The following is a 23,589-nucleotide window of genomic DNA, read 5'->3' as shown; positions in this document are numbered from 1 at the left end:
GACGTTCCGAATCCCGAATCCCCAATCGCCAATCCCGGCGCGCGCAGCGCGCATCAGCGGAGCGCATCGCTGATGCACTTGCGCTGGCTGCAGCGATTGCGTCGCGCGCATCATGGCGTGGCGTATCTGGTGACCGCCGTGCTGGTGCTGATGGCGCTGGTGGGCCTGGCGGCGACCCAGATCCTGCCGCTGGCCGAGCGCCACCCTGACCGCGTCGCCGGATGGCTGAGCGACCGTGCAGGACGTCCGGTCCGTTTCGATGCGGTCGACACGCAATGGACCCGGCGCGGACCGCTGCTGAAGCTTGCGAACCTGCGGATCGGTTCCGGCGCAGAGGAGATCACGATCGGCGATGCCGAGATGCTGGTCTCCCAGTACTCCGGGTTGCTGCCCGGCCGCTCGTTCACCGAGCTGCGCGTACGCAACCTGGATCTCACCCTCGAACGCGAGACCGGTGGCCGTTGGCGCGTGCGCGGCCTGCCCGGGCAGCAGCGCCCCGGCGGCGATCCGCTGGCCTCATTGCAACGTCTGGGCGAACTGCAGGTGATCGGCGCGAAGCTGCATGTGGTCGCGTCGTCGCTGGGCCTGGATACACGGGTGCCGCAGGTGCACCTGCGGCTGCGGGTGGAGGGCGATCGGGTGCGTGCGGGCGTCCGCGCATGGATGCGGCCGGGCGGTGCGCCGGTCGACGCGGTCTTCGACTTCGACCGCAAGGCCGGTGACGGCCAGGCCTGGATCGCGTCGCGCCGCACCGAACTCGCGCAGTGGTCGCCGTTGCTGCGCTATGCGGGCGTGAGCGTGGAGGCCGGCGGTGGTCGCGCGCAGGCGTGGGCGAAGCTGCGTGCGCACCGTGTGGTGGGCGTGTTCGCGGATCTTGCGCTGCAACGCGTCGAGCTGCAGGGCGAAGCAGCGCGTCCCGGAGCAGCGCTGCCGCGGGTCAGGCTCGATCGCGTGCGCGGCAAGTTGCAATGGACAACGGTGGACGGCGGCTGGCGGCTGGACACGCCGCTGCTGGAATTCGCCGATGGCGCGGGTGCGCCGCGCCTGCAACGCGTCACGATCGCAGGCGGCAGCAGGAATGTGCTGCTGGCTGCGCGCATCGATGCTGCGCCGTTGATTGCGGTGACGGCGTTGAGCGACCGCCTTGCGCCTGGCCTGCGCGGATGGCTGCAGGCGGCAAGACCGGAGGCCACGCTCACCGACATTCGCGCCGTCGGCGTGCGTGGCGGCGCGCTCCAGGTCAATGGCCGCCTGGCCGACACCGGCTTCCAGCCGGTGGCAGGCGCTCCGGGGTTGCGCGGGCTGGGTGGGGAATTGCTGGGCGACGCCGACGCGTTGGACTTCCGTTTCGATCCGGCTTCGGCGGTGACCGTGGACTGGCCGCGTGGATTCGGCGTCGCGCATCGCATGTCGTTGCGCGGCAATATTGTCGGCTGGCGCGAGGGGGCGGGATGGCGCGCGGAAACCTCCAGCCTGTCGGTGCGCGGGCGCAACTACGGCGTCGACCTGCGCGGAGGCTTGTGGTTCCAGGGCGACGGCACCCGTCCGCGGATGGACCTGGCCGCCAACGTCGGCCCGGCGCCGGTGGTGGCCGCCAAGGGATTCTGGTTGCGCCACGGCATGCCGGCGGCCGCGGTGCGCTGGCTCGATACCGCGCTGCTCGGTGGCACCGTGCAGGGCGGACGGGCGCTGGTCTCCGGCGATCTGGACGATTGGCCGTTCCGTAGTCGCGACGGCCAGCCGGCGAATGGCGTGTTCCATGCCTCGGCACACATTCGGAATGCGGTCGTGAAGTTCCAGCCGGAATGGCCGGCGGCCGAACGCATGGACGCGGAAGTCGACTTCATCGCGGATGGGTTCCGGGTGCGCGGGCAACGCGCATCGATCGCGGGGGTAACGATCGGCAGCTTCGATGCCGGCATCGAGCATTTCGGTCGTGCGGTGCTCACGGTGGATGCGAACGCCGCGACCGATGCCTCGCGGCTGCTCGACCTGCTGCGACAAAGCCCGCTGCGCAAGGCCCATGGTGAAACCCTCGCCAACATCGAGGCGACCGGCCCTGCGCGGGTGGAGTTCGGGCTTCAGCTGCCACTGCATCGCGGCGCGCCGCCATCGGTGATGCAGGGCACGGTCGCCTTGCAGCGCGCCCGGCTCTCGGAGAAGCGCTGGGACCTGGCGTTCGCCGACGTGAGCGGCAGCGCGCGCTACGGGCGGGGCGGCTTCGATGCCGACGGGCTCGAGGTCGTGCACCAAGGCCGGCCGGGCCGGCTGGCGCTGCGGGCCGGCGAGTATGTGCGCGATGAGCGCCAGGCTTTCGAAGCCGAACTCGACGCACAGCTGAGCGCGGAGGATCTGCTCGATCGTGCACCTGACCTGCGCTGGTTGCGGCCCAGGATCAGCGGGACGTCGGCATGGACCCTCGCCATGGGCGTGCCCAAGGCAGGCGCGTCGCCGGCGGCGCCGAGCAGGCTGCAGCTGCGCTCGAACCTGGTCGGCACCACGCTGACGCTGCCGGCGCCGTTGGACAAGCCCGCGTCGACTGCGCTTCCGACCACGGTCGACGTGGCGCTGCCCCTGGGCGAGGGCGAAGTCGCCGTGGCGTTCGGCAACCGGCTGGCGCTGCGCGCGCGCAGCCGTGGCGGACAGACCGGAGTGCGGGTCGTGCTGGGTGCCGGTCGGGTCGACGCCGCGCCGCCACCCTCGGGCCTGGTCGCCACCGGGCGCAGTGATCGCCTGGATGTGATCGACTGGGCGGCGCTCACGCGTGGGGGCGGTCCTGCAGCAGCAGGGGCGTCGCCCCCTTCGGCGTCATCCGCAGCGACGAGCGGGGGCGTGCCCCTGCGTTCGGTCGATGTGACCGTGGCAGGTCTGCAGCTGATCGGCGCCAGCTTCCCCAACACCCGCCTGCGCGCCGCGCCGGCAACCGGCGGCACCGCGGTGCGTATGGAGGGGAGTGCGCTCAGCGGTGCCTTCATGCTGCCGCAGTCCGCCGCCGAGGCGATTGCCGGCCGCTTCGAACGCCTGCACTGGCGCGCGGCGAGCAAGGCTGTGACCGGTGCGGCTCCTGCTGCGACGCCGTCTCCTATGCCTAATGAGCGCGCCCCGGCTGCGAATGAGCGCGCCCCGGCTGCGGACGACACCGATCCGTCCAAGGTTCCGCCGTTGATTCTCGTGATCGACGATCTGCGCTTCGGCGACGCGCGCCTGGGCACGGCCAGCCTGCGCACCCAGCCGGTCGCTGCGGGCATGCGCATCGTCCAGTTGCAAACGCGTGCCAAGGGGCAGTCGATCGACATCAGCGGCGACTGGATGCGGCGCACCGGCAGCATGCAGACGCGTCTGGACGGGCGCTGGCAGAGCGAGAACTTCGGCGCGCTGCTGGGTGCATTCGGTTTCCGGCAGATCGCCAAGGGCGAGGGCGAGGTCCGGCTGCAGGCGCAATGGCCGGGCAGTCCGGCGACATTCCGCCTCGCCGACCTGGCGGGCGACATGCGCCTGGACCTGCGCGACGGCCAGCTGGTCGAGGTCGAACCTGGAGCCGGCCGCGTGCTGGGCCTGCTCAGCATCGCCCAGCTGCCGCGCCGTCTGGCATTCGACTTCCGCGACTTTTTCGACAAGGGCTTCGCGTTCAACAAGATCAGCGGACAGGTGCACTTCGGCGGCGGCAATGCGCGCAGCAACGATCTGAACATCGACGGGCCCGCCGCCGAGATCCGGATCCGCGGCGCGGCCGATCTTCGGGCGCAGACCTACGACCAGACCATCGATGTGTTCCCCAGGGCCGGCAACCTGCTGACGGTGGCTGGCGCGATCGCGGGCGGGCCGGTCGGCGCCGCAATCGGTGCCGCGGCCAATGCGGTGCTCAACAAGCCCCTGGGCCAGCTGGCGGCCAAGTCCTATCGCGTGACCGGGCCGTGGAAAGATCCCAAGGTCGAAACCATCAGCCGGGGCGACGCCGCAGCCGTCACCAAGGAACCGCCCGGTTGATTGCGTCGCCGTTAGTCGCAATCTCTTCAACCTGCCATCCCGTCGCCGGCAGCGCGAATCGATGCCTGCAGTCGGGATGATGGTCCTCCAATTACGGGAACGCCCAGCCTGATGTCCAGCTCACTCCAGATCGCCCAGTCCCGCCTGCTGCTGCCGGCCGGCCTCGACACCCAAGGCCTCGACCGCACCTTCGGCAGCCTGCTCGGGCCGGGCATCGATTTCGGCGATCTGTATTTCCAGCACTCGCGGCGCGAGAGCTGGACCGTGGAGGACGGCATCGTCAAGGAAGGCGCGCATTCGATCGAGCAGGGCGTCGGCGTGCGCGCGATCAGCGGCGAGAAGACCGGGTTCGCCTATTCCGACGACATCAACGCCGAGGCGCTGCTGTCGGCCGCGCAGTCGGCGCGCGCAATCTCGCGCGACGGCCGCTCGCACGCGCAAGGCACTCTCGCGCCCGGCGCGGGACGCAGCCTGTATCCGGCCCAGGATCCGATCGATGTGCTCGGCAACGAGGCCAAGGTCGAGGCCCTGCGCCGGGTCGACAAGCTGCTGCGTGCGCTCGATCCGCGGGTGCAGCAGGTGGTGGTCGGGCTGACGGGCGGCGTCGACACCGTGCTGGTCGCGCGCAGCGACGGCGTGCTGGCCGGCGACGTGCGGCCGCTGGTGCGGCTCAATGTGCAGGTGATCGTGGAACACAACGGCCGCCGCGAATCGGGCTATGCCGGCTACGGCGGCCGCTATTCCTACGCCGAGCTGCTCGGTGAAGGCCGTCCGGAAAAATTCGCGCGCGAGGCGCTGCGTCAGGCGCTGGTGAACCTGGAGGCGATCGACGCACCTGCAGGCGTGATGCCGGTGGTGCTGGGCAGCGGCTGGCCAGGCGTGCTGCTGCATGAGGCGGTGGGACACGGACTCGAAGGCGATTTCAACCGCAAGGGCACTTCCACGTATGCCGGGCGCATGGGCCAGCGGGTCGCTTCGCCCGGCGTCACCATCGTCGACGACGGCACGCTCGATGGACGCCGCGGCTCGCTCAACATTGACGACGAAGGCACGCCGACGTCCTGCACCACGCTGATCGAGGACGGCGTGCTCACCGGCTACATGCAGGACACGCTCAATGCACGGCTGATGGGGATGGCGCCCACGGGCAACGGCCGGCGCGAATCGTTCGCGCACCTGGTGATGCCGCGCATGACCAACACCTACATGCTCGCCGGAACCCACGATCCGGACGAGATGATCCGTTCGGTGAAGAAGGGCCTGTACGCGGTGAACTTCGGCGGCGGCCAGGTCGACATCACCAGCGGCAAGTACGTGTTCTCCGCGACCGAGGCCTACCTGATCGAGGATGGCAAGGTCACCGCGCCGGTCAAGGGCGCCACCCTGATCGGCAACGGTCCCGAAACCATGCAGCGGGTAAAGATGATCGGCCACGACATGGCGCTGGACGATGGCGTGGGCGTGTGCGGGAAGGACGGACAGAGCGTGCCCGTGGGCGTGGGCCAGCCCTCCCTGCTGATCGACCAGCTGACCGTGGGCGGGACGCGGGCGTGATGAAACCGGGAGACGGGAAACGGGAGAAGGGAGACGGAAAAGCGCTAGCGTTCGGACGCTTCGTTTGCCTCGTCTCCCGTTTCCGGTCTCTCGTGTCCCAGCAGTTCCCGCAGTTCGCGGAACAGCTCGCGAAACGCTCGCGGCGGCTTGTTCTTCGCACGTTCTTCGAGCGCGTTGCGGATCAGTTGCCGCAGTTGCTGGCGATCGGCGCCGGGATGCTCGTCCAGCAGCGCGGACAGCGCGGCATCGCCGTCGGCCAGCAGGTGCTCGCGCCAGGTTTCGGCCCGGTGCAGCAGGGCGGTTTCCTGGCGCGCCGCCTCGCCGCCGGCTTCCATCGCGTCGCGGATCGCAGCCAGGACCTCGTTGTCTTCGCCGCGCATGCGCTTGGCGATGAACGCCACCTGGCGCTTGCGCGCGCCATGCGCGGTGATGCGCCGGAGGTCGGCGAAGTGCGGCAGCAGGTGTTCGGGCAGCGGCAGCTTTTCCAGCTGGCTGGCGCTGTGCTCGCCCAGCTGATTCACCAGCGCGAGCACGTCCAGCGCATCGCGCCGCTGCTGCTTGCGGCTCGGGCCGAGGTATTCGCCGCTGTCGTCGTCGCGTCCGCGCATCGCCTCTCCATCGTCCCGGGGCTCCCCGGCACCTGCCGGCGGGTAGGTGCAGTCCGAGCGCACTCGAGACCTGTACACACACCGCCTTGTTGCGAATCTAGGATAAGCCATTGAACGCAGTCATCGATTCCGCCATCCACGACGACAGCCGCGACAGGCTCGGCCAGCTCGAGGGGATCGCCGCGCAGCTGCTTGAGCGTGCACGCGCCCAGGGTGCTTCGCAGGTGGAAGTGTCGTGCTCCGACCAGCGCGGCCTGAGCGTCAACGTGCGCATGGGCGGCGTGGAGACGGTCGAATCTAATCGCGACCGCGGCATTTCGGTCACGGCGTATTTTGGCCAGCGCAAGGGCAGCGCGAGCACCGCGGACCTGCGCGAGGAGAGCCTGGTCGCGACGGTGGCCCAGGCCTGCGCGATCGCGAAGTTCACCGAGGACGATCCCGCCGCGGGGCTGGCGGACGCCGCGCTGATGGCGCGCCCGCCCGCGGAGGGCAGGTTTCCCGAATTCGACAGCTGGCACCCGTGGTCGATCGACGCCGATCGCGCCATCGACTTGGCGCTGGCCTGCGAAGCCGCCGGGCGCGACGCCGACCCGCGGATCGAGAATTCCGACGGCGCCTCGGTGTCCACCGGCGAGTCGCTCAGCGTCTATGCCAACTCGCACGGTTTCGTCGGCCAGGAACGCGGCACCCACCATTCCATCGGCTGCGCGCTGATCGCCGGGCGCGGCGAGGCGATGCAGCGCGATGGCTGGTACAGCACGGCACTTGCCGCGGAGGACCTGGAAACGCCGGCGGCCATCGGACGCCAGGCGGCCGAACGCGCGGCTTCGCGCCTGGACGCGCGGCAGCTGGCGACGACCGAGATGCCGGTGCTGTTTTCGGCGGAGATGGCGCGCTCCCTGGTCGGACATCTGGTGGGCGCGGTCTCGGGTGGGGCGTTGTACCGGCGTGCGAGCTTCCTGGTCGATGCGGCCGGGCAGCAGCTGTTCCCGGACTGGTTCTCGATCGTCGAGGACCCGTTCCTGGCGCGCGGCTTCCGCTCGGCGGCGTTCGATTCCGAAGGCGTCGCGACCGCCCGTACCGCACTGATCGAGGCCGGCGTGCTGCAGCGCTACGTGCTGGGCAGCTATTCGGCACGCAAACTGGGTCTGGCGACGACGGCGAACGCCGGCGGCGTGCACAACCTCCTGATCGGTGCCAATGCCGCCGGGCGCGACGCCCAGGTGGCCGGCATGTCCCGCGGGCTGCTGGTCACCGAGCTGATGGGCCAGGGGGTGAACAACGTCACCGGCGACTACTCGCGTGGCGCGGCCGGCTTCCTGGTGGAGAACGGTGCGATCGTCCACCCCGTCGACGGCATCACCATCGCCGGCAACCTGCGGCAGATGTTCGCCGCGATCGAGGCGGTCGGCAGCGACGTCGACCCGCGCTCGCATATCCGCACCGGGTCCATCCTGGTCGGGCGGATGACCGTCGCCGGCGCACAATGAAGTAGAGTCGCATCACGCCACGCCACGGGAGCCAGCGATGAGCCAATGGGACGATGCCACCACCCCGCCACCCGCCCCCGAAGGGACCCCCGATGCCCAGGAACGCCAGTGGGCGATGTTCGCCCACCTGTCCGCGATCGCCGGGGGCCTGCTGACCAGCAACACGCTCGGCGGCATCGGCTGCGTGCTCGGGCCGTTGATCATCTGGCAGATCAAGAAGGACACGATGCCGTTCGTGACCGACCAGGCCAAGGAAGCGCTGAACTTCAACATCACCGTGGCGCTCGCGCTGCTGGTACTCGTGCTGCTGGGCATCGGCACCCTGGGCATCGGGTTCGTGGTCACCGCGCCGCTGATGCTGATCCTTGGGGTGGCCGCGCTGGTGTTCATCGTGATCGCGGCGGTCAAGGCCAACGATGGCGTGGCCTATCGCTACCCGTTCGCGCTGCGCCTGGTGAAGTGAGCCGCGTGCGCGAACGGTTGTTACGCTGTAACTAGGTCGAACGTTGGCTTGAGCGCCGGCGCCGCGACCGCATTTGGTTTAAGCGACCGGAATCCTTCCGGGAGGAGTCGACGATGGAAAACACTGTCCAACCGAGCACGGGTCAGACCACGTCCCCGACCCAGAGCGATCGCCAGTGGGCGGCCGGGGCGCATGCCGGGGCCCTGGCGCTCGCGCTGCTGACCAGCTGGGCCGCGGGCATCGCGGGCGCGGTGGCCGCGTTCGTGGTGTGGATGGTCGTGCGCGACAAGTCCGCCTTCGCCGCGGAACATGCCCGCGAAGCGCTGAACTTCAACGTCAGCATGTTCATCTACGCGGCGATCGCCGTGGTGCTGGTGATCTTCACCCTCGGCATCGGCATCATCGTGGCGCTGCCGGTGTGGATCGTGCTCGGCCTGATGTGGCTGGTGTGCAGCCTGATCGCCACGTTCAAGGCCTACGACGGCCACATGTACCGCTATCCGCTGACGATCCGCCTGTTCAAATGAACCGCTACGCGGGGCGGCGCGAAGCCGCCCCGCGATGTCGTCGGTCAGCGATCGCGCTCGACGACCAGACGTGCGAGCGCACGCAGCGCGGCTGCGTTGTCGTCGAGGTCGGCCAGCGCTGCTTCCATTTGCGCTGAAAGCCTGCGCAATGTCTCGCGCGAGCCCTCGGCTCCGATCAACGACGGGAACGTGGTCTTCGCCTGCGCGGCGTCCTTGCCCGCGGTCTTGCCGAGCGTGGCGCTGTCGCCTTCCACGTCGAGCAGATCGTCGCGTATCTGGAAGGCCAGTCCCAGCGCTTCGGCATAGGCGTCCAGGCGTGCGCGCACCGGCGCATCGGCCTGCGCCGCGATCGCGCCGAGCCGCACCGACGCGCGCAACAGCGCGCCGGTCTTCATCGCGTGCAGGCGCTCGAGGGATTCGAGCGTCACGGTGGGGAAAGAAAACGGCTCATGCAAGCGGGTTTCGTCGGCGCGCTGCGGCGCGGCTGACGAATTTGCAGGCGGGTGCGGCCGCGGCGCGGTCGCGTCGATGTCCAGGGCCTGACCGCCGCACATGCCGGCGGCGCCCGCGGCGTTCGCCAGTTCCGCGAGCATGGCGAGGCTGGTTTCGGCCGGCAGCGCGGCCCGCGCCAGTTGTTCGAAGGCGAGGCTTTGCAGCGCGTCGCCAGCGAGAATCGCGGTCGCCTCGCCGAAGGCCACATGCACCGTGGGCTGGCCGCGGCGCAGGGCGTCGTCGTCCATGGCGGGAAGGTCGTCGTGCACCAGCGAATAGGCGTGGATCAGTTCGACCGCGGTGGCGGCAGGATCCAGCCGCTCCAGGTCCGTACCGAGCGCGGCGCCGGTGGCGTACACCAGCAGCGGGCGCATCCGCTTGCCGCCGAGCAGCGCCGCATGGCGCAAGGCCGCGTGCAGGCGGCGGGGCTCGGTCTCGGGGTCGGGCAGGGCCGCGGCGATGGCGTCGTCGACCCGCTGCCGCCATCGGGCGAACAGCGCGTCCAGCGCTGGCGACTCACGCATCCGGCGCGTTGCCGGGCTGGAAGGGTTCTGCGGTGGCCGGGTCGGCGGGATCGCTGAGCAGCTTGACCCGTAGCTCCGCTTGCTCCAGAGCCGCCTGGCAGTGCCGGTACAGGCCGACGCCGCGCTCGTAGGCCGCCAGCGACTCCTCCAGGCTCATTTCGCCGCGCTCCATCTGCTCCACCAGCGTTTCGAGCGCCTCGAGCGAAGCCTCGAAATTGGCGACGGGAGAGGCTTCGTTTTCCGGCTTGCGCGGCATGGCGCGGAGTTTACTGCAGCCACAGGTCCATCGGCAGGGCTATCGGCATGCGGGTGCGCCGCATTCCTGTTAGGCAGTTCCATCAGGTGCTCAGGAATCCCGCGCTGGATTCTCCGCCGCCGGTGACCACACCAGGCGCGCACCGCGCTCGCGCAGCCAGCTGTCGAACGCGGCCGAATACAGCAGATCTCCGGCCGCGAGCAGATTGCCCGCCGCATCCGACAGCAGCGGCAACCGCTTGCGCTCCCACGGCGGCACGCCGAGCTCCTGCAGCACATGCTTGAGCGCGTGCGAATGGGTGCGGCCTGGCAGGACGATGCGCTCGCCGCCGACGCGTGCATGCAGGTGGACGTCGGTGTCGAATGTACAGGCCACGTCCAGTTCCAGCCGATCGCCGGTAGGCAGGACCAGTGGCGCGTCCATGGACCATGTCACCGACCAATCCGCTGGCAGCGCCTCGCGTTCGTGGTCGGCATACAGCAGATCGCGCCAGCGGTGGATGACGGCGCCGGCCCAGGCGAATTCGGCTTCGGTGTCGGCAGCGGCGGGGAGAAGTTCGGACTCGATCCGGGCGATGCCTTCGCCGGGCAGCGGCGGCAACTCCAGGATCGCGATCCAGCGGCGCAGCACGCGGGCGCGGCGGGCCGGTGGCAGCGCGAGCAGCGGCGCCAGCTGCAGCGCGTGGGGATCGGCTGTCCGCGCGGTGGCGAGTGCGCGCGCGTCTTCGGCTTCGAGCAGTTCGACCGATGCGGCCTGCAGGGACGCAACACGTGCGAACGCCGCATCGGCCTGCGGCCAGCGTTCGCGCAGCGCCGGCAGCACGCGCTGGCGCAGGAAATTGCGATCGAGGCTCGTATCGGCGTTGGAGTCGTCTTCGATCCAGTGCAGACCGTGCGCGTGCGCGTGGTCGCTCAGCGCAGCGCGCGGAATGTCCAGCAACGGCCGCCACAACCAGCCCTGCGCAAAGGGCCGCCACGGCCGCATCGCGGCCAGACCATCCGGCCCGGACGCGCGCAGCGCACGCAGCAGGAAGGTTTCGGCCTGGTCGTCGCGATGATGCGCGAGCGCAAGCACTTCGCCCGGCTGCAGCTCCCTGGCGAAGGCCGCGAGCCTGGCCACGCGCGCGGCGCCTTCCAGGCCATGGCCGCTATCGCGTCGAACCTCGACCCCGATCACCGAGAGCGGCACATCGAAGGTTGTGCACACCTCGCGCACGTGTGCCGCCCAGGCATCCGCCTCGCGATGCAGGCCGTGATGCACGTGGACCGCGCGCAGGCCTGTCGCGCGCACCTGTGCGGAGGCCGCCAGCAGGTGCAGCAGCACGGTCGAGTCCAAGCCGCCGCTGAATCCCACGAGCACCGGCGCCTCCGGCGCGGCGATGTCGAGGCCGTCAGTCGTGGAAGGGCGGGGCGGCCGTGTGCCTGGCATGCGTGAGTGGCGGTGCCGCGACCCGCAGTGGCACTGGCCACTGCGGGGTCCAGCGGCGTCAGGCCGTCTCGATCTGCAGCCCGCCAGTGATCCGGGCCGCCAGGTTGAAGATCAGGGCGTAGATCGCCCCGCCGATGAAGCCGAACACGGCATACATGATCGGAAACAGGACCAGCCCCACCACGCCCATGCCGGCGCCGAACGCGGAGCCTTCCAGCCCTGCGCCGCCGTGCGTTGCCTGCATCATCGTCATGACCGCCGAGCCGAACAGCAGGAAGACTACTGCGACCACCAGGCCGGCGACCGCGCCGATCACGGCCGAATTGATCGCCAGCGACAACACCCCGACTTTCCTGATCAGCATGCCCAACTCCCCATGGCGCCGCGGAACCGCGGCATAGCACTTTAGCGCGGCGGCGCCAGGGGCAAGCAGGGGGCCGCGCTCAGGCGGCTTCGTATGCGCCGTAGCCGCGCAGGCGCTTGTAGCGCTGGGCCAGCAGCTTGTCGATGGGCAGCGCCTCGAGCACGTCGAGTTCGTTCATCAGCACCGCCTTCAGGCGCGTGGCCATCTGCTTCGCATTGCGGTGCGCGCCGCCGATGGGTTCGCGGATGACCTTGTCGACCAGGCCGAGTTCCTTGAGCCGTTTCGCAGTGAGCCCCAGTTGTTCGGCGGCGTCCTTGGCCTTGTCCGCCGATTTCCACAGGATCGAGGCGCAGCCTTCGGGCGAGATCACCGAATAGGTGCTGTATTCGAGCATCAGCGTGCGGTCGCCCACGCCGATCGCCAGCGCGCCGCCGCTGCCGCCCTCGCCGATCACGGTGCAGATGATGGGCGTGCGCAATTCCGCCATTTCCAGCAGGTTGCGGGCGATGGCTTCGGACTGGCCGCGTTCCTCGGCACCGATGCCCGGATACGCACCCGGCGTGTCGATGAAGGTGAGCAGGGGCAGTTTGAAGCGCTCGGCCAGCTTCATCAGCCGCAGCGCCTTGCGATAGCCCTCCGGCCGCGGCATGCCGAAGTTGCGCCGGACCTTGGCCTTGGTGTCGCGACCCTTCTGATGGCCGATGATCACCACGCTGCGACCGTCGATGCGGCCCAGGCCGCCGACGATGGCGGCATCGTCGGAGTAGGCGCGGTCGCCGGCGAGCTCCTCGAATTCGTCGCAGAACGCACGGATGTAGTCGTTGGTGTAGGGCCGCTGCGGATGGCGCGCGAGCTGCGAGATCTGCCACGGCGACAGGTCGCGGAAGATGTGCGCCGTGCGCTGGCGCAGCTTGGCCTGCAGGGTGCGGACCTCGGAGTCGATGTTGACCGCGGGCCCGGTGCTGGCATGGCGCAGGTCCTGGAGCCTGGCTTCGAGGTCGGCGATCGGCTGTTCGAAGTCGAGGTAGTTCGGATTCATCGGCGAAGTCTAGCGGAACGGGGGCGGGCGGCCCGTACCCGGCGGTAGGGTGTGAGGGCGTTCGAGTCCGCTCGCGTGGGTCAATGCGCCCAGGGCTTGGCCATCGCCACCTTGACCGCGCGCACGCCGGGCTGGGTGCGCAGCACCGCGGGCAGGTCGGCGTCGACGCGGACGCCCTCGCTGCCGTTGAGATCGAGCCTGCCCTGCGCGCCGTCCACGACCAGCTGGTAAAGCAGCGGCGTCTGACCTGGGCGGTGGCGGGCCAGGATCTCCTCGATGCCTGCCAGCGCACCGGGCGTGCGCAGGTCCAGGCTCATCGACAGCCGTTGCGCAGAGGTCTCGCACAGCTTGTGGTATTCCCAGCAGCGGCGCGCGCGCAGCGCGAACCCGCCGCTGAATTCGTCCTCGCGCAGGCCGCCCTCGACGACCAGGATGCGGTCGCGGGTCAGCAGCGCGGCGTACTCCAGATAGGCTTCGGCGAAGAACGCGCATTCGATCCTTCCGAGCCCGTCCTCCAGCTGCACGAAAGCCTGGCTGTCGCCCTTCTTGCGCAGGCCCACCACCTGGCCTGCGATGACCGCGGTCATCTCCGGGCGCCAGCCGCTGCGCGCGTCCTGCGGCCGGCCCTGCCACAGGGTGTCGAGGTCGCCCAGGGTGTAGCCGACCAGGGCGCGCAGCTCTTCGCGATACGGGTCCAGCGGGTGGCCGCTGAGGTAATGCCCGAGGGTGTCGCGTTCGCCTTGCAGCTTCTGGGCCAGAGACCAGTCCGGCGCCTGTGGCAGTTCGATCCGCAGCGCCGGCGCGGATTCGGCGAAGCCGCCGAACAGCGACACTTGACCTGCCTCGCGTTCGCGGGCGAGCTGGTCGGAGGCCTTGAGCACTTCCGGCAGCTGCAGCAGCAGCGACGGGCGGTTTGCACCGAGCGCATCGAGCGCGCCGGCGTTGACCAGCGCCTCGAGCACGCGCTTGTTGAGCCGGTTCGAGTCGACCCGCTTGCAGAAGTCGAGCAGGTCCGCGTACGCGCCGCCGCGCGTGCGTTCCTCCGCGATGGCTTCGCACGCGCCGCGGCCCACGCCTTTGACCGCGCCAAGACCGTAGCGGATGGTGCGATCGTCCATCGCTTCGAACATGTAGGTGGACGAATTGACGTCCGGCGGCAGCACGGTGAGCCCGAGCGTACGCGTCTCGTCGAGGAAACCGACCACCTTGTCGGTATTGTCCATGTCGCTGGACAGCACCGCCGCCATGAACTCGGCCGGATGGTGCACCTTGAGCCACGCGGTCTGATAGGCGACCAACGCGTACGCGGCGGAATGCGACTTGTTGAAGCCGTACTCGGCGAACTTCTCCATCAGGTCGAAGATCTGCGTGGCACGGCGCGGGTCGACGCCGCGCTGCGCGGCGCCGGCCTCGAACTTGGCGCGCTCCTTGGCCATTTCCTCGGGCTTTTTCTTGCCCATCGCGCGCCGCAGCAGATCCGCCTCGCCCAGCGAGTAGCCCGCCAGCACCTGGGCGATCTGCATCACCTGTTCCTGGTAGACGATCACGCCGTAGGTCGGCTTGAGCACCGGCTCGAGCGATTCGTGCGGATAGCTGACCTCGGTGTGGCCATGCTTGCGGTCGACCCATTCGCGGTCCATCCCGGAACCGAGCGGGCCCGGGCGGAACAGCGCCGCCAGGGCGATGATGTCCTCGAAGGTGTCGGGCCGCGCGCGCTTGAGCAGCTCGCGCATGCCGCGCGATTCGAACTGGAACACCGCCACGGTATCGCCGCGTGCGAACAGTTCGTAGGTCGCTTGGTCGTCCAAGGGGAGGGCGGTGATGTCGAGCGCGGCAGCATCTCCACGCCGCTGGTTGATGGCCTTCACCGCCCAGTCGATGATCGTGAGCGTGCGCAGGCCGAGGAAGTCGAACTTCACCAGGCCCACTGCTTCCACGTCGTCCTTGTCGAACTGGGTGACCGGGTTGCGGCCGCCGCCGTGGCCATCGTGTTCGGCGTACAGCGGGCAGAACTCGGACAGGGGACTGGGCGCGATCACCACGCCGCCGGCATGTTTGCCGGCGTTGCGGGTCAGGTCCTCGAGCTGCAAAGCCAGGTCGAGCAGGTCGCGGACGTCGTCCTCGTCGTTGTAGCGCGCGATCAGTTCGGGCGAGCGCCAGGCCTCATCGCGGCGGGATTTCTCGGTGCGTCCGAGCGCGTCTTCCAGGCCGATGCCCAGGGTCATCGGCACCAGCTTGGCGATGCTGTCGACGAAGCCGTAGGGATAGCCGAGCACGCGTCCCACGTCGCGCACCACCGCCTTCGCGGCCATGGTGCCGTAGGTGATGATCTGGCTGACCCGGTCGCGGCCGTACTTGGCGGCGACGTAGTCGATGACCTCGTCGCGCCGGTCCATGCAGAAGTCGATGTCGAAGTCGGGCATCGACACGCGTTCGGGATTGAGAAAGCGCTCGAACAGCAGGTCGTACGGCAATGGATCCAGGTCGGTGATGCCCAGCGCCCAGGCCACCAGCGAACCGGCGCCCGACCCACGGCCGGGGCCGACCGGGATGCCATGGTCCTTGGCCCAGTTGATGAAGTCCGCCACGATCAGGAAGTAGCCGGCGAACCCCATCCCCACGATCACGTCCAGCTCGCTCTGCAGCCGCTGTTCGTAGGGCGAGACGCCGTGCTCGGGCGGCGGCGGATGCTTCTCCAGCCGACGTGCCAGTCCGTCGCGGGCCTCGCTGCGGATCCAGCTTTCCAGGGTGTGGTCCGACGGCACCGGAAACGCCGGCAGGTAATAGGTGCCCAGGCTCAGCTCGAAGTTGCAGCGGCGCGCCAGTTCCACGGTGTTGTCGACGGCGTCCGGCACGTCGGCGAACAGCGCCGCCATCTCCTCCGGGGATTTCAGGAACTGTTCTGCGCTGTAGTCGCGCGGGCGGCGCGGATCGTCGAGCACCCGCCCCGAGGCGATGCACACGCGCGCCTCATGGGCTTCGAATCCGTCGGCATCCAGGAAGCGCACGTCGTTGCTGGCGATCACCGGGACGCCGCACGTCGCCGCGGCGGCGAGGGCGAAGGCGTTGAACGCGTCTTCGCCAGCCAGCCCGCAGCGGGTGAGTTCCAGGTGCAGGCGGTCGCCGAAGACCGACTGCCAGCCACGCACGACCTGTTCGGCCTGGTCGTGACGGCCTCCGGCGGCGAGCTGCCCGGCCAGACTGTGACGCCCCCCGATCGCGAACAGACCGCCGACCTCGTCCTGCAGCCATTGCGGCCGCAGCACCACGCCGTCGTGGCGCTGGCCTTCCATCCATGCGCGGCTGAGCAGGCGCGACAGTTCGAGATAGCCGGCGCGGTCGCGGCAGAGCAGGGTGAGGTCCCACAGCTTGCCGTCGCCGTCGGCCACGCACACGTCGGCCCCGGCGATCGGCTTGATCCCGGCCTTCTCCGCTTCCCGGTAGAACTTGACCAGGGCGAAGAGGTTGTTGCGGTCGGTCACCGCCACTGCCGGCTGCTGCAGGGCAGCGCAACGCGCAACGAGTTCCGGTATGCGGATCGTCGAATCGGCGAGCGAGTACTCGCTGTGCAAGTGGAGATGAACGAAGCGGGCGGGCATCGGCGGAGCCGCTGGATGAGTCCGCAGGTTAGGGCCGGCGACTGGCCCGGACAAGGCTTGACAGGCATGGGATCACGCAGGCGCCACGCGCCGGAAAAAAAGGGCCGCCGAGCCGGGCGGCCCTTGAATCGGCAGGCGTCGCTCAACGCTTGGCGGTCCCGCTGGCGTCGATTTCGAGATCCGTGGCATGCCTGGATTCGATGCGCGAGTACCGCTGATCGGCCAGCCGACTGGCCCCGGGGGCAGCGACTAGAAAAGCGCCGTCTGTCCGCACTCCCGCACCGGAGCGAAACTACGCCGGTGCTGGGGGCACGGCCCGTATGCGCGCAAGGCGGCGAAGTGCTCCGGGCAGCTGTAGCCCTTGTGGCGGTCGAAGCCGTATTGCGGGTAAAGCGCGTGCAGTTCGCGCATGCGCCTGTCACGCGTGACTTTGGCGAGGATCGACGCCGCCATGATCGCGCGTTCGCTGGCGTCCCCGCCAACGACCGTTTCGGCACGGCAGCCCAGGCCGCGCGGCAGCGCATTGCCGTCGATGCGCGTCAGGTCGCAGGCGTGCTGCACTGCTTCGATCGCGAGGCGCATGCCGAGCATCGTCGCGTGGTAGATGTTGAGGCGGTCGATGTCCTCGACTTCCACGGACACCACGTGCCAGGCCAGCGCGCGCTCGACGATGCGCGGATAGAGCGCTTCGCGGCGCTGCGGCGACAGGCGCTTGGAGTCGTCGAGCCCGTTCACCGGCGTGCGCACGGCGGGGAATACCACCGCTGCGACGACCACGGGCCCGGCCAGCGGCCCGCGCCCGGCTTCGTCGACGCCGGCGATGCGCAAGGGCGGTTGCGGCGGACCGGGGTCGGGGTGAAAGCTGCCGTCCATGGCCGGATTATGGCGCGTTCGCGGCCAACAGCTCCGTGACCGCCTCGGCAGCGCGCTCCGAAGCGTTACGACGTAGCGCCTCGTGAATCGCGCGGAACCGCGGTCGCAACGCGGCCACGGCTTCGGGCTGTTCGAACCAATGCAGCACCGCCGCTGCCAGCCGGTCTGGCGTGCAGTCGTCCTGCAGCAGTTCGGGCACCAGGGCTTCACCGGCCAGCACATTCGGCAGGCTGACGTACCGGGTCTTGAGCAGGCCGAAGGCGCGGACGATGCGATAGGTCGTCGGCGCGATCCGGTGGCCGACCACGATCGGCCGCTTGGCCAGCATCGCCTCGAGCGCGGCAGTGCCCGAGGCGAGCAGGACAACGTCGCTGGCGATCATTGCCTCGCGGGCGTGAGCATCGAGCAGCCGGACCCGGCGCGCGAGCGCTGGGTGGCGGGCCAGTTCGGCGCGGATCGCTTCGGCGCAGGCTGCATTCGCGGCGGGCACCAGCACCTGCAGGCCGGTGACGCGCTCGGCGACCCGGGATGCCGCCCGCAGGAAATCCGGCAGCATGCGCGCGATTTCGCCCAGCCGGCTGCCGGGCAGCAGCGCCAGCACCGGATCGTGAAAGGCGATGCCCAGCGCGGCGCGGGCCTGGCCGCGGTCGGGATCGAGCGGCATGGCATCGGCCAACGGATGGCCGACGAAGCGCGCGTCGACCCGATGCCGCGCGTAGATGTCCGGCTCCATCGGGAACAGGCACAGCACCCGGTCGGCGCTGCGTCCGATCTTCGCCGCGCGTCCCTCGCGCCAGGCCCAGACCGACGGGCTGACGTAATGCACCGTGCGCAGCTCGCGCGCCTTCAGCCAGCGCTCGACGCCGAGGTTGAAGTCCGGCGCGTCGATGCCGACGAATACATCCGGCTTCCATGCGAGCACGCGCTCGCGGAATTCCCGGCGCAGGCGCAGCAGACGCGGCAGGTGCGAGAGCACTTCGCTCAGCCCCATCACCGCCAGTTCCTGCGCGTCGTGCCAGGTCTCCATCCCCGCCGCGCGCATCGCCTCGCCACCGATGCCCGCGAACGATGCATCGGGGAATCGCCGGTGCAGCGCCTCGATCAGGCCGGCGCCGAGCTGGTCGCCCGAAGACTCGCCGGCGCACAGCGCGATCCTGAGGCCGCGTTCGGTGGTGGGGATGGGGGAATTGGGCACGTCGGTTGCTCTGGTCGTTACGGCCGTCCGGGCCGGATTCGCATGGCCCGAGTCCGGCCGCGAAGGCCACCGAACGGATCGTTCGCGGTTTTCATCTCAGCAACGGACGCTCGCCGGCTTCGATGAACGCGAGCATCGCCCGCACGTCGTCGCTGTCGCCGGCGATCTCGGCCAGCTGTGTCTTGGCTTCGTCAAGCTTGGCGCCGGACATGTACAGGGCGCGGTACGCGCGCTTGATCGCAGCCACGCGCGCTGCGTCGAAGCCGCGTCGCCGCAGGCCCTCGCTGTTGATCCCGCGCGGCCGGCCATAGCCCTCCTGCGCGACCATCACGAACGGAGGCACGTCGCCGTTGACGAACGCACCCATGCCGACGAAGGCGTGCGCACCGATGCGGCAGAACTGGTGCACCCCGGCGAACCCGCTCAGGATCACGTGATCGTCCACGCTCACGTGGCCGGCCAGGGTGGCATTGTTGGAGAACACGCAGTGGTTGCCGACGATGCAGTCGTGGGCGACGTGGGTGTAGGCCAGGATCCAGTTGTCGCTGCCGATCCGGGTCACACCGCCGCCCCCACCGGTGCCGCGATTGATGGTGACGAATTCGCGGATGACGTTGCGATCGCCGATCTCCAGCCGCGAGTCCTCGCCGGCGAACTTCTTGTCCTGTGGCTCGCCGCCGATCGCGGCGTGGCCGACGATCCGGTTGTCGCGTCCGATCCGCGTGGGCCCAAGCACGCTGCAATGCGGCCCGATACTGGTGCCTTCGCCAATCTCGACGTCCGCGCCGATCAGGCTGAAGGCGCCGATGCTTACGCTGGCGCCGATCCTGGCGGAGGGATCGACCGAGGCGCTCGGATGAATGCCAGGTGCGGTCACCGCCCGGTTATTCCCTGATTTCTGCGCACAGGATCTCGGCGCAGGCCACCTGTTCACCGTCCACGCGCGCAACCCCGGCGTACAGGGTCATGTTGCGGATCTCGCGCTTGATCGTCACTTCCAGCTCCAGCCGGTCGCCGGGCACCACCATGCGCGAAAACTTGGCTTCATCAACCTTGACCAGGTAGGACAGCGTGCCGTCGGAGGTGCCGTTGCGTGCGAGCTGGGTCAGTACCCCACCGGCCTGCGCCAGCGCCTCGATCACCAGCACGCCGGGCATCACCGGGCGACCGGGGAAATGGCCCTGGAAATACGCTTCATTGGCTGAAACGCTCTTGTGGCAGACCACGCGGCTGCCCGGCCCGAACTCGACCACGCGGTCGATCAGCAGGAAGGGATAACGGTGCGGCAACAGCTTGTGGATTCCGTTGACGTCGATCGGCAGATCGACGGCCTGCGGGGTCGGGGTCGGGCCCATCATGTCTCCTGGTTGCTTGCACCGCGGTCGCCGGTGCCGATGCGTCGCGCGAGCGCGTCGAGCTGCTTGAAGCGCGCCGCGCTCCTGCGCCAGCTGCGATTGTCCATCAGCGGTGTGCCGGAAGAATACTCTCCCGGCTCGCGGATCGAGTGGGTGACCAGGCTCATGGCCGTGATCACCACGCGGTCGCAGACCTCCAGATGGCCGAGTACCCCGGCGGCGCCGCCGATCAGGCAATAGCGGCCGATGCGCGCGCTGCCCGCGACGGCCGAGCAACCGGCCATGGCGGTATGCGCGCCGATGCGCACGTTGTGGCCGATCTGGATCTGGTTGTCCAGGCGCACGTCCTCCTCGAGCACCGTGTCGTCCAGCGCGCCGCGATCGATCGTCGTATTGGCGCCGATCTCGCAGTCGTCGCCGACCACCACGCCGCCAAGCTGCGGCACCTTCAGCCAGCGTCCGCCTTCCATTGCCAGGCCGAAGCCGTCGGCGCCGAGCACCGCACCTGGATGCACCAGCACGCGTTCGCCGAGCCGCACCCTGGTCACCAAGGTGACGCGCGCGACCAAGCGGCTGCCTGCGCCGATCTCGCAGTCCTCCCCGATCACGCAGCCCGGACCGATCACCGCGCCCGCACCGACACGGCTGCGCGCGCCGATGCTCACGAACGGCCCAACCTGGGCGCCGGGATCGACCCACGCGCTGGAGTCGATCGCGGCGCTCGCGTGCACGCCAGCGTCGAAGGGGACGGTCGGTTCGAACAGCGCAGCGATGCGCGCGAAGGCTGCGTAGGGATCGTCGGCCAGCAACGCGGTGCCGGCGTAGCCGTCCGCGTCCGCAGGGCGCATGACCACCGCGCCTGCCTGCGACGCATCGAGCTGTGCGCGATAGCGCGGGTTGGCCAGGAACGCCAGCTGCTGCTGCTGCGCCTGGGCCAGCGTGGCGACACCGATGAGTCGGACGTCGCCGTCGCCCCGCAACTGCAGGGAGAAGCGCTCGGCCAGTTCCCGTGCGGCGTAGCTGGAAGGGGAGAACATCGGCAAATGTTACCGCGCCGCGGCCATCGCTCCCGCTGCGCCTGCTCCCGAGCCGCCGCAGCGGCCTGGACCCTGGCGCGGATCAGCCCATCCGGACGGCGAATCGCCGGGCACGGCCGGGGATGCTCCTGCAAGACGGGTGGTTCCCAGGCGGCCGCCTGGAGCTGGCTCCTGCAGGCAACAACGAATGGCTTAAAACGCGCCGCCGAAGGTGAACTGCAGACGCTCGATCTCGTCGCCTTCCTGGATCAGATCGCCGTCGTCGTCGCGGATCGCATCCTGCTTGCGCAGCGGAAATGCGTAGCTGATCGAGATCGGGCCCACCGGCGCGCGCCATAGCAGGGCGATACCGGCCGATGCGCGCAGTTCGCCGGCATCGAAGCTGTCGGTATCGGCGAAGACGTTGCCGAAATCCAGGAACGCCGAAACCCGCGCCGATGGCGTGTCGAGCAGGGTCGGGAAGATGAGTTCCAGAGAACCTACGGTCTTGACCGAACCGCCGATCGGCTGCTCGAGCGGCTGGCCGGGCGAAATCGCGACCCGCGGACCCAGGGTGTTGTCGCGGAAGCCGCGCACCGAACGCACGCCGCCGGCGTAGAAGTTCTCGAAGAACGGCAGTCCATCGGCGGTGACCGTCTTCGTAAAGTCGGGCGACGTGGTATCGCAGGGGACGCTCGGATCCGGTCCGGGCACCCACACCGACGGCGTATCAGGATCGTTGTCCGTATCCTGGTAGGAACCATTGGTGAAGCAGATGTTGCGCGAAACCGAATCGCCGTAGCTGTCGCCGTAGCCCAGTTCGGCACGGGTGTTGAGCACCAATGCGCGGCTGAGCGGCCAGTACTTGGAGATTTCGTAGTTGAGTTTGAAGTACTCGACGGTGGAGCCCGGCAATGCGATCTCGGCCGAGACCCGCTGGTACATGCCGCGGGTCGGAGAAAAGTAGTCGTTGCGGGTGTCGCGCGCCCAGGCCAGTTCGCCGCGCCAGGCATGGAAGGTCCGCTGGTCGAGGGCGTCGATGTAGTCGATGATCACCTGCGGCGTGGAGCCGGCGAAGGCGAAGATCTGGTTGCTGTCCAGGCCCAGCGCCGCGGACACGGTGTCGAACTCCGTGATCGGCAGGCCCGCGACCACCTGACCCTGGCGGCTCGTGGACGAATACGAGACGGTGTTGAAGTCCGAGTTGTCGAACTCGCGCCAGGCCAGGTTGTAGCCCAGCGACATGCCGTTGTCGGTGAAGTAGGGGTTGAGGAAGGAGAACGAATACCGCTGCAGATAGCTGTTGCGGTTGGCCTCAACCGCGACCCGGTTGCCGCTGCCGAGGAAGTTGTTCTGTGAGAGCTGCACCGAGGTCGACACGCCGGTCAGCTGGGAGTAGCCCAGACCGAACACAAAGCTGCCCGATGTGGTTTCGGTGACGCTGACCACCAGGTCGACCTGGTCGCTCGTGCCCTGGACCGGTTCGGTCTGGACATCGACGCTGCCGCTTTCGAAAAAGCCGAGTTGCTGCAGGCGCACCTTGGAGCGATCGACCGCAGCCTGCGAGTACCAGCTGCCTTCGAACTGGCGCATCTCCCGGCGCAGGACCTCGTCCGACGTGCGGGTATTGCCCTTGAACACGATCCGCCGCACGTTGACGCGCGGACCGGGCTGGACCTGGAAGTTGATGCCGACGGTGCGCTTGTCGCGGTCGATGGTGGGCACCGGGTTCACCTGGGCGAAGGCGTAACCGATGTTCGCCAGGCTGTTGGTGATCGACTCGGACGTCAGCTCCAGCAGGCGGCGGGAGAAGATTTGCCCTTCCTTGACCAGCAGGCGGCGCTCGACTTCTTCCTTCGGCAGCACCGTATCGCCGCTGACCTGTACGTCCGCCACCGTGTACTGCTCACCTTCGGTGAGCCCCGCGGTGATGAACATGTCGCGCTTGTCGGGGCTGATCGCGACCTGGACGCTGTCCTCGCTGAAGTCGACGTAGCCACGGTCGAGGTAGTAGTTGCGCAGCTTCTCGCGATCGCCCTCGAGCTTTTCGCGCGAGTACTGGTCGTCGCGCCGGTACCAGCTGAGCCAGTTGCTGGTGCGCGATTCCCAGCTGTCCAGGATCTCTTCCTGCTCGAATTTCTCGTTGCCGATGAGGTTGATGTGCCGGATCTTCGCGGCCTTGCCCTCATCGACAGCGATGGTCACGTCGACGCGGTTGCGATCGAGCTGCGTCACCGTGGGCGTGATCTGGACGTTGTATTTGCCGCGGTTGTTGTACTGCCGGGTGAGCTCCTGGGTGACGCGATCCAGGCTCAGGCGGTCGAAGGTGTTGCCTTCGGCCAGGCCGATGTCGGCCAGCCCTTTGGTCAGGTCCTCGGTCTTGATGTCCTTGTTGCCGCTCAGGGTCAGCTTGTTGATCGCGGGACGCTCGACCACGGTGACGACCAGGATGTTGCCTTCGCGATCCAGCCGCACGTCTTCGAAGAAGCCGGTCTTGTACAGGGCGCGGATCGCCTCGGCTGCGCGACCCTGGTCGACGGTATCGCCACGCTCGATCGGGAGATAGGTGAACAGGGTGCCGGCGCCGATGCGCTGCAGTCCGTCGACCCGGATGTCGCTGACGGTGAAACCGGGATCCGGTGTCTGGGCGGTTTCAACCGGAGGTGTGATGCCGAAGGCGGCTTGCGGATCGGTGGCCGGCTGCTGGGCGCCAGCGGGGCCGACGACCGCGGAGGCCAGGGCCAGGGCAAGCAGGTGGCGGCGGGGAGCGCGCGTCTTCGGGCTGGGCGTCATCAATACATTCCGGATGGGAGGCAGGC

18 protein-coding genes are annotated in these 23,589 nt (G+C 68.9%); 5 read left to right on the top strand and 13 right to left on the bottom strand.

What is annotated here, in order from left to right:
• Positions 1 to 72 precede the first annotated feature (72 nt).
• Together MC375_RS15945 and tldD are read left to right on the top strand one after the other, a co-directional pair.
• Positions 73 to 3,987: a YhdP family protein gene (locus MC375_RS15945; protein WP_242104407.1), complete on the top strand. Its 3,915-nt coding sequence runs from the start codon at positions 73 to 75 to the stop codon at positions 3,985 to 3,987.
• A gap of 108 nt (positions 3,988 to 4,095) precedes the next feature.
• Positions 4,096 to 5,541: a metalloprotease TldD gene (gene tldD / locus MC375_RS15940; protein ID WP_242104636.1), complete on the top strand. Its 1,446-nt coding sequence runs from the start codon at positions 4,096 to 4,098 to the stop codon at positions 5,539 to 5,541.
• A gap of 44 nt (positions 5,542 to 5,585) precedes the next feature.
• Here the strand turns inward: tldD and yjgA are convergent, their stop codons facing one another.
• A complete protein-coding gene (yjgA, locus tag MC375_RS15935; protein ID WP_242104406.1) occupies positions 5,586 to 6,149 on the bottom strand; it encodes a ribosome biogenesis factor YjgA in 564 nt (187 codons plus the stop codon).
• Positions 6,150 to 6,259: 110 nt separating this feature from the next.
• Here yjgA and pmbA point away from each other — a divergent pair, with 110 nt between their 5' ends.
• From pmbA to MC375_RS15920, 3 genes are all read left to right on the top strand, one after another.
• Complete coding sequence (pmbA, locus tag MC375_RS15930; protein ID WP_242104405.1) at positions 6,260 to 7,639, top strand: metalloprotease PmbA; 1,380 nt, start codon at positions 6,260 to 6,262, stop codon at positions 7,637 to 7,639.
• Between the two features lie 37 nt (positions 7,640 to 7,676).
• Positions 7,677 to 8,102, top strand: coding sequence for a DUF4870 domain-containing protein (locus MC375_RS15925; protein ID WP_242104404.1), 426 nt, complete (start codon positions 7,677 to 7,679; stop codon positions 8,100 to 8,102).
• Between the two features lie 113 nt (positions 8,103 to 8,215).
• Entirely contained in the window at positions 8,216 to 8,629 is a 414-nt protein-coding gene (locus MC375_RS15920; protein ID WP_242104403.1) for a DUF4870 domain-containing protein, read from the top strand.
• A gap of 44 nt (positions 8,630 to 8,673) precedes the next feature.
• Here MC375_RS15920 and MC375_RS15915 read toward each other — a convergent pair whose 3' ends face one another.
• The 12 genes from MC375_RS15915 to bamA all read right to left on the bottom strand — a co-directional run bounded on the left by MC375_RS15915 (position 8,674) and on the right by bamA (position 23,563).
• The gene (locus MC375_RS15915; RefSeq protein WP_242104402.1) at positions 8,674 to 9,645 is read right to left on the bottom strand and encodes a polyprenyl synthetase family protein; all 972 of its coding nucleotides are present in this window, start codon (positions 9,643 to 9,645) and stop codon (positions 8,674 to 8,676) included.
• The gene (locus tag MC375_RS15910; RefSeq protein ID WP_242104401.1) at positions 9,638 to 9,901 is read right to left on the bottom strand and encodes an exodeoxyribonuclease VII small subunit; all 264 of its coding nucleotides are present in this window, start codon (positions 9,899 to 9,901) and stop codon (positions 9,638 to 9,640) included. Before MC375_RS15910 ends, MC375_RS15915 begins: the two co-directional genes overlap by 8 nt.
• Before the next feature lie 90 nt (positions 9,902 to 9,991).
• Complete coding sequence (tilS, locus tag MC375_RS15905; RefSeq protein WP_242104400.1) at positions 9,992 to 11,329, bottom strand: tRNA lysidine(34) synthetase TilS; 1,338 nt, start codon at positions 11,327 to 11,329, stop codon at positions 9,992 to 9,994.
• 58 nt (positions 11,330 to 11,387) lie between these two features.
• On the bottom strand, positions 11,388 to 11,693 hold the full coding sequence (locus MC375_RS15900) for a hypothetical protein (RefSeq protein WP_242104399.1): 306 nt from the start codon (positions 11,691 to 11,693) through the stop codon (positions 11,388 to 11,390).
• A gap of 79 nt (positions 11,694 to 11,772) precedes the next feature.
• Positions 11,773 to 12,732, bottom strand: a complete 960-nt coding sequence (locus tag MC375_RS15895) for an acetyl-CoA carboxylase carboxyltransferase subunit alpha (protein ID WP_242104398.1) — start codon at positions 12,730 to 12,732, stop codon at positions 11,773 to 11,775.
• Positions 12,733 to 12,812: 80 nt separating this feature from the next.
• On the bottom strand, positions 12,813 to 16,331 hold the full coding sequence (gene dnaE / locus MC375_RS15890; RefSeq protein WP_242104397.1) for a DNA polymerase III subunit alpha: 3,519 nt from the start codon (positions 16,329 to 16,331) through the stop codon (positions 12,813 to 12,815).
• A gap of 249 nt (positions 16,332 to 16,580) precedes the next feature.
• Positions 16,581 to 17,204, bottom strand: a complete 624-nt coding sequence (locus MC375_RS15885; protein ID WP_242104396.1) for a ribonuclease HII — start codon at positions 17,202 to 17,204, stop codon at positions 16,581 to 16,583.
• 7 nt (positions 17,205 to 17,211) lie between these two features.
• The gene (gene lpxB / locus MC375_RS15880) at positions 17,212 to 18,399 is read right to left on the bottom strand and encodes a lipid-A-disaccharide synthase (protein WP_242104395.1); all 1,188 of its coding nucleotides are present in this window, start codon (positions 18,397 to 18,399) and stop codon (positions 17,212 to 17,214) included.
• 91 nt (positions 18,400 to 18,490) lie between these two features.
• The gene (gene lpxA, locus MC375_RS15875; protein WP_242104394.1) at positions 18,491 to 19,276 is read right to left on the bottom strand and encodes an acyl-ACP--UDP-N-acetylglucosamine O-acyltransferase; all 786 of its coding nucleotides are present in this window, start codon (positions 19,274 to 19,276) and stop codon (positions 18,491 to 18,493) included.
• A gap of 7 nt (positions 19,277 to 19,283) precedes the next feature.
• Positions 19,284 to 19,754, bottom strand: a complete 471-nt coding sequence (gene fabZ / locus MC375_RS15870) for a 3-hydroxyacyl-ACP dehydratase FabZ (RefSeq protein WP_242104393.1) — start codon at positions 19,752 to 19,754, stop codon at positions 19,284 to 19,286.
• The gene (gene lpxD / locus MC375_RS15865) at positions 19,754 to 20,791 is read right to left on the bottom strand and encodes a UDP-3-O-(3-hydroxymyristoyl)glucosamine N-acyltransferase (protein ID WP_242104392.1); all 1,038 of its coding nucleotides are present in this window, start codon (positions 20,789 to 20,791) and stop codon (positions 19,754 to 19,756) included. The genes fabZ and lpxD overlap by 1 nt, the downstream gene beginning before the upstream one ends.
• A gap of 192 nt (positions 20,792 to 20,983) precedes the next feature.
• Entirely contained in the window at positions 20,984 to 23,563 is a 2,580-nt protein-coding gene (gene bamA / locus MC375_RS15860; protein ID WP_242104391.1) for an outer membrane protein assembly factor BamA, read from the bottom strand.
• Positions 23,564 to 23,589 lie beyond the last annotated feature (26 nt).

This window comes from Lysobacter sp. M2-1 (genome assembly GCF_022662495.1).
Taxonomy (GTDB): Bacteria; Pseudomonadota; Gammaproteobacteria; order Xanthomonadales; family Xanthomonadaceae; genus JAKPBU01.
Note: the sequence above shows the minus strand (reverse complement) of the source record. Positions and strands in the feature narration are given on the sequence as shown.

What these genes read in the sequence shown, in the direction of transcription:
- MC375_RS15945 (WP_242104407.1), top strand. Translation starts at nt 73, where the DNA reads ATGCACTTGCGCTGGCTGCAGCGATTGCGTCGCGCGCATCATGGCGTG.
- yjgA (WP_242104406.1), bottom strand. Translation starts at nt 6,149, where the DNA reads ATGCGCGGACGCGACGACGACAGCGGCGAATACCTCGGCCCGAGCCGC.
- MC375_RS15925 (WP_242104404.1), top strand. Translation starts at nt 7,677, where the DNA reads ATGAGCCAATGGGACGATGCCACCACCCCGCCACCCGCCCCCGAAGGG.
- MC375_RS15920 (WP_242104403.1), top strand. Translation starts at nt 8,216, where the DNA reads ATGGAAAACACTGTCCAACCGAGCACGGGTCAGACCACGTCCCCGACC.
- MC375_RS15915 (WP_242104402.1), bottom strand. Translation starts at nt 9,645, where the DNA reads ATGCGTGAGTCGCCAGCGCTGGACGCGCTGTTCGCCCGATGGCGGCAG.
- MC375_RS15910 (WP_242104401.1), bottom strand. Translation starts at nt 9,901, where the DNA reads ATGCCGCGCAAGCCGGAAAACGAAGCCTCTCCCGTCGCCAATTTCGAG.
- tilS (WP_242104400.1), bottom strand. Translation starts at nt 11,329, where the DNA reads ATGCCAGGCACACGGCCGCCCCGCCCTTCCACGACTGACGGCCTCGAC.
- MC375_RS15900 (WP_242104399.1), bottom strand. Translation starts at nt 11,693, where the DNA reads ATGCTGATCAGGAAAGTCGGGGTGTTGTCGCTGGCGATCAATTCGGCC.
- MC375_RS15895 (WP_242104398.1), bottom strand. Translation starts at nt 12,732, where the DNA reads ATGAATCCGAACTACCTCGACTTCGAACAGCCGATCGCCGACCTCGAA.
- dnaE (WP_242104397.1), bottom strand. Translation starts at nt 16,331, where the DNA reads ATGCCCGCCCGCTTCGTTCATCTCCACTTGCACAGCGAGTACTCGCTC.
- MC375_RS15885 (WP_242104396.1), bottom strand. Translation starts at nt 17,204, where the DNA reads ATGGACGGCAGCTTTCACCCCGACCCCGGTCCGCCGCAACCGCCCTTG.
- fabZ (WP_242104393.1), bottom strand. Translation starts at nt 19,754, where the DNA reads ATGGGCCCGACCCCGACCCCGCAGGCCGTCGATCTGCCGATCGACGTC.
- lpxD (WP_242104392.1), bottom strand. Translation starts at nt 20,791, where the DNA reads ATGTTCTCCCCTTCCAGCTACGCCGCACGGGAACTGGCCGAGCGCTTC.
- bamA (WP_242104391.1), bottom strand. Translation starts at nt 23,563, where the DNA reads ATGACGCCCAGCCCGAAGACGCGCGCTCCCCGCCGCCACCTGCTTGCC.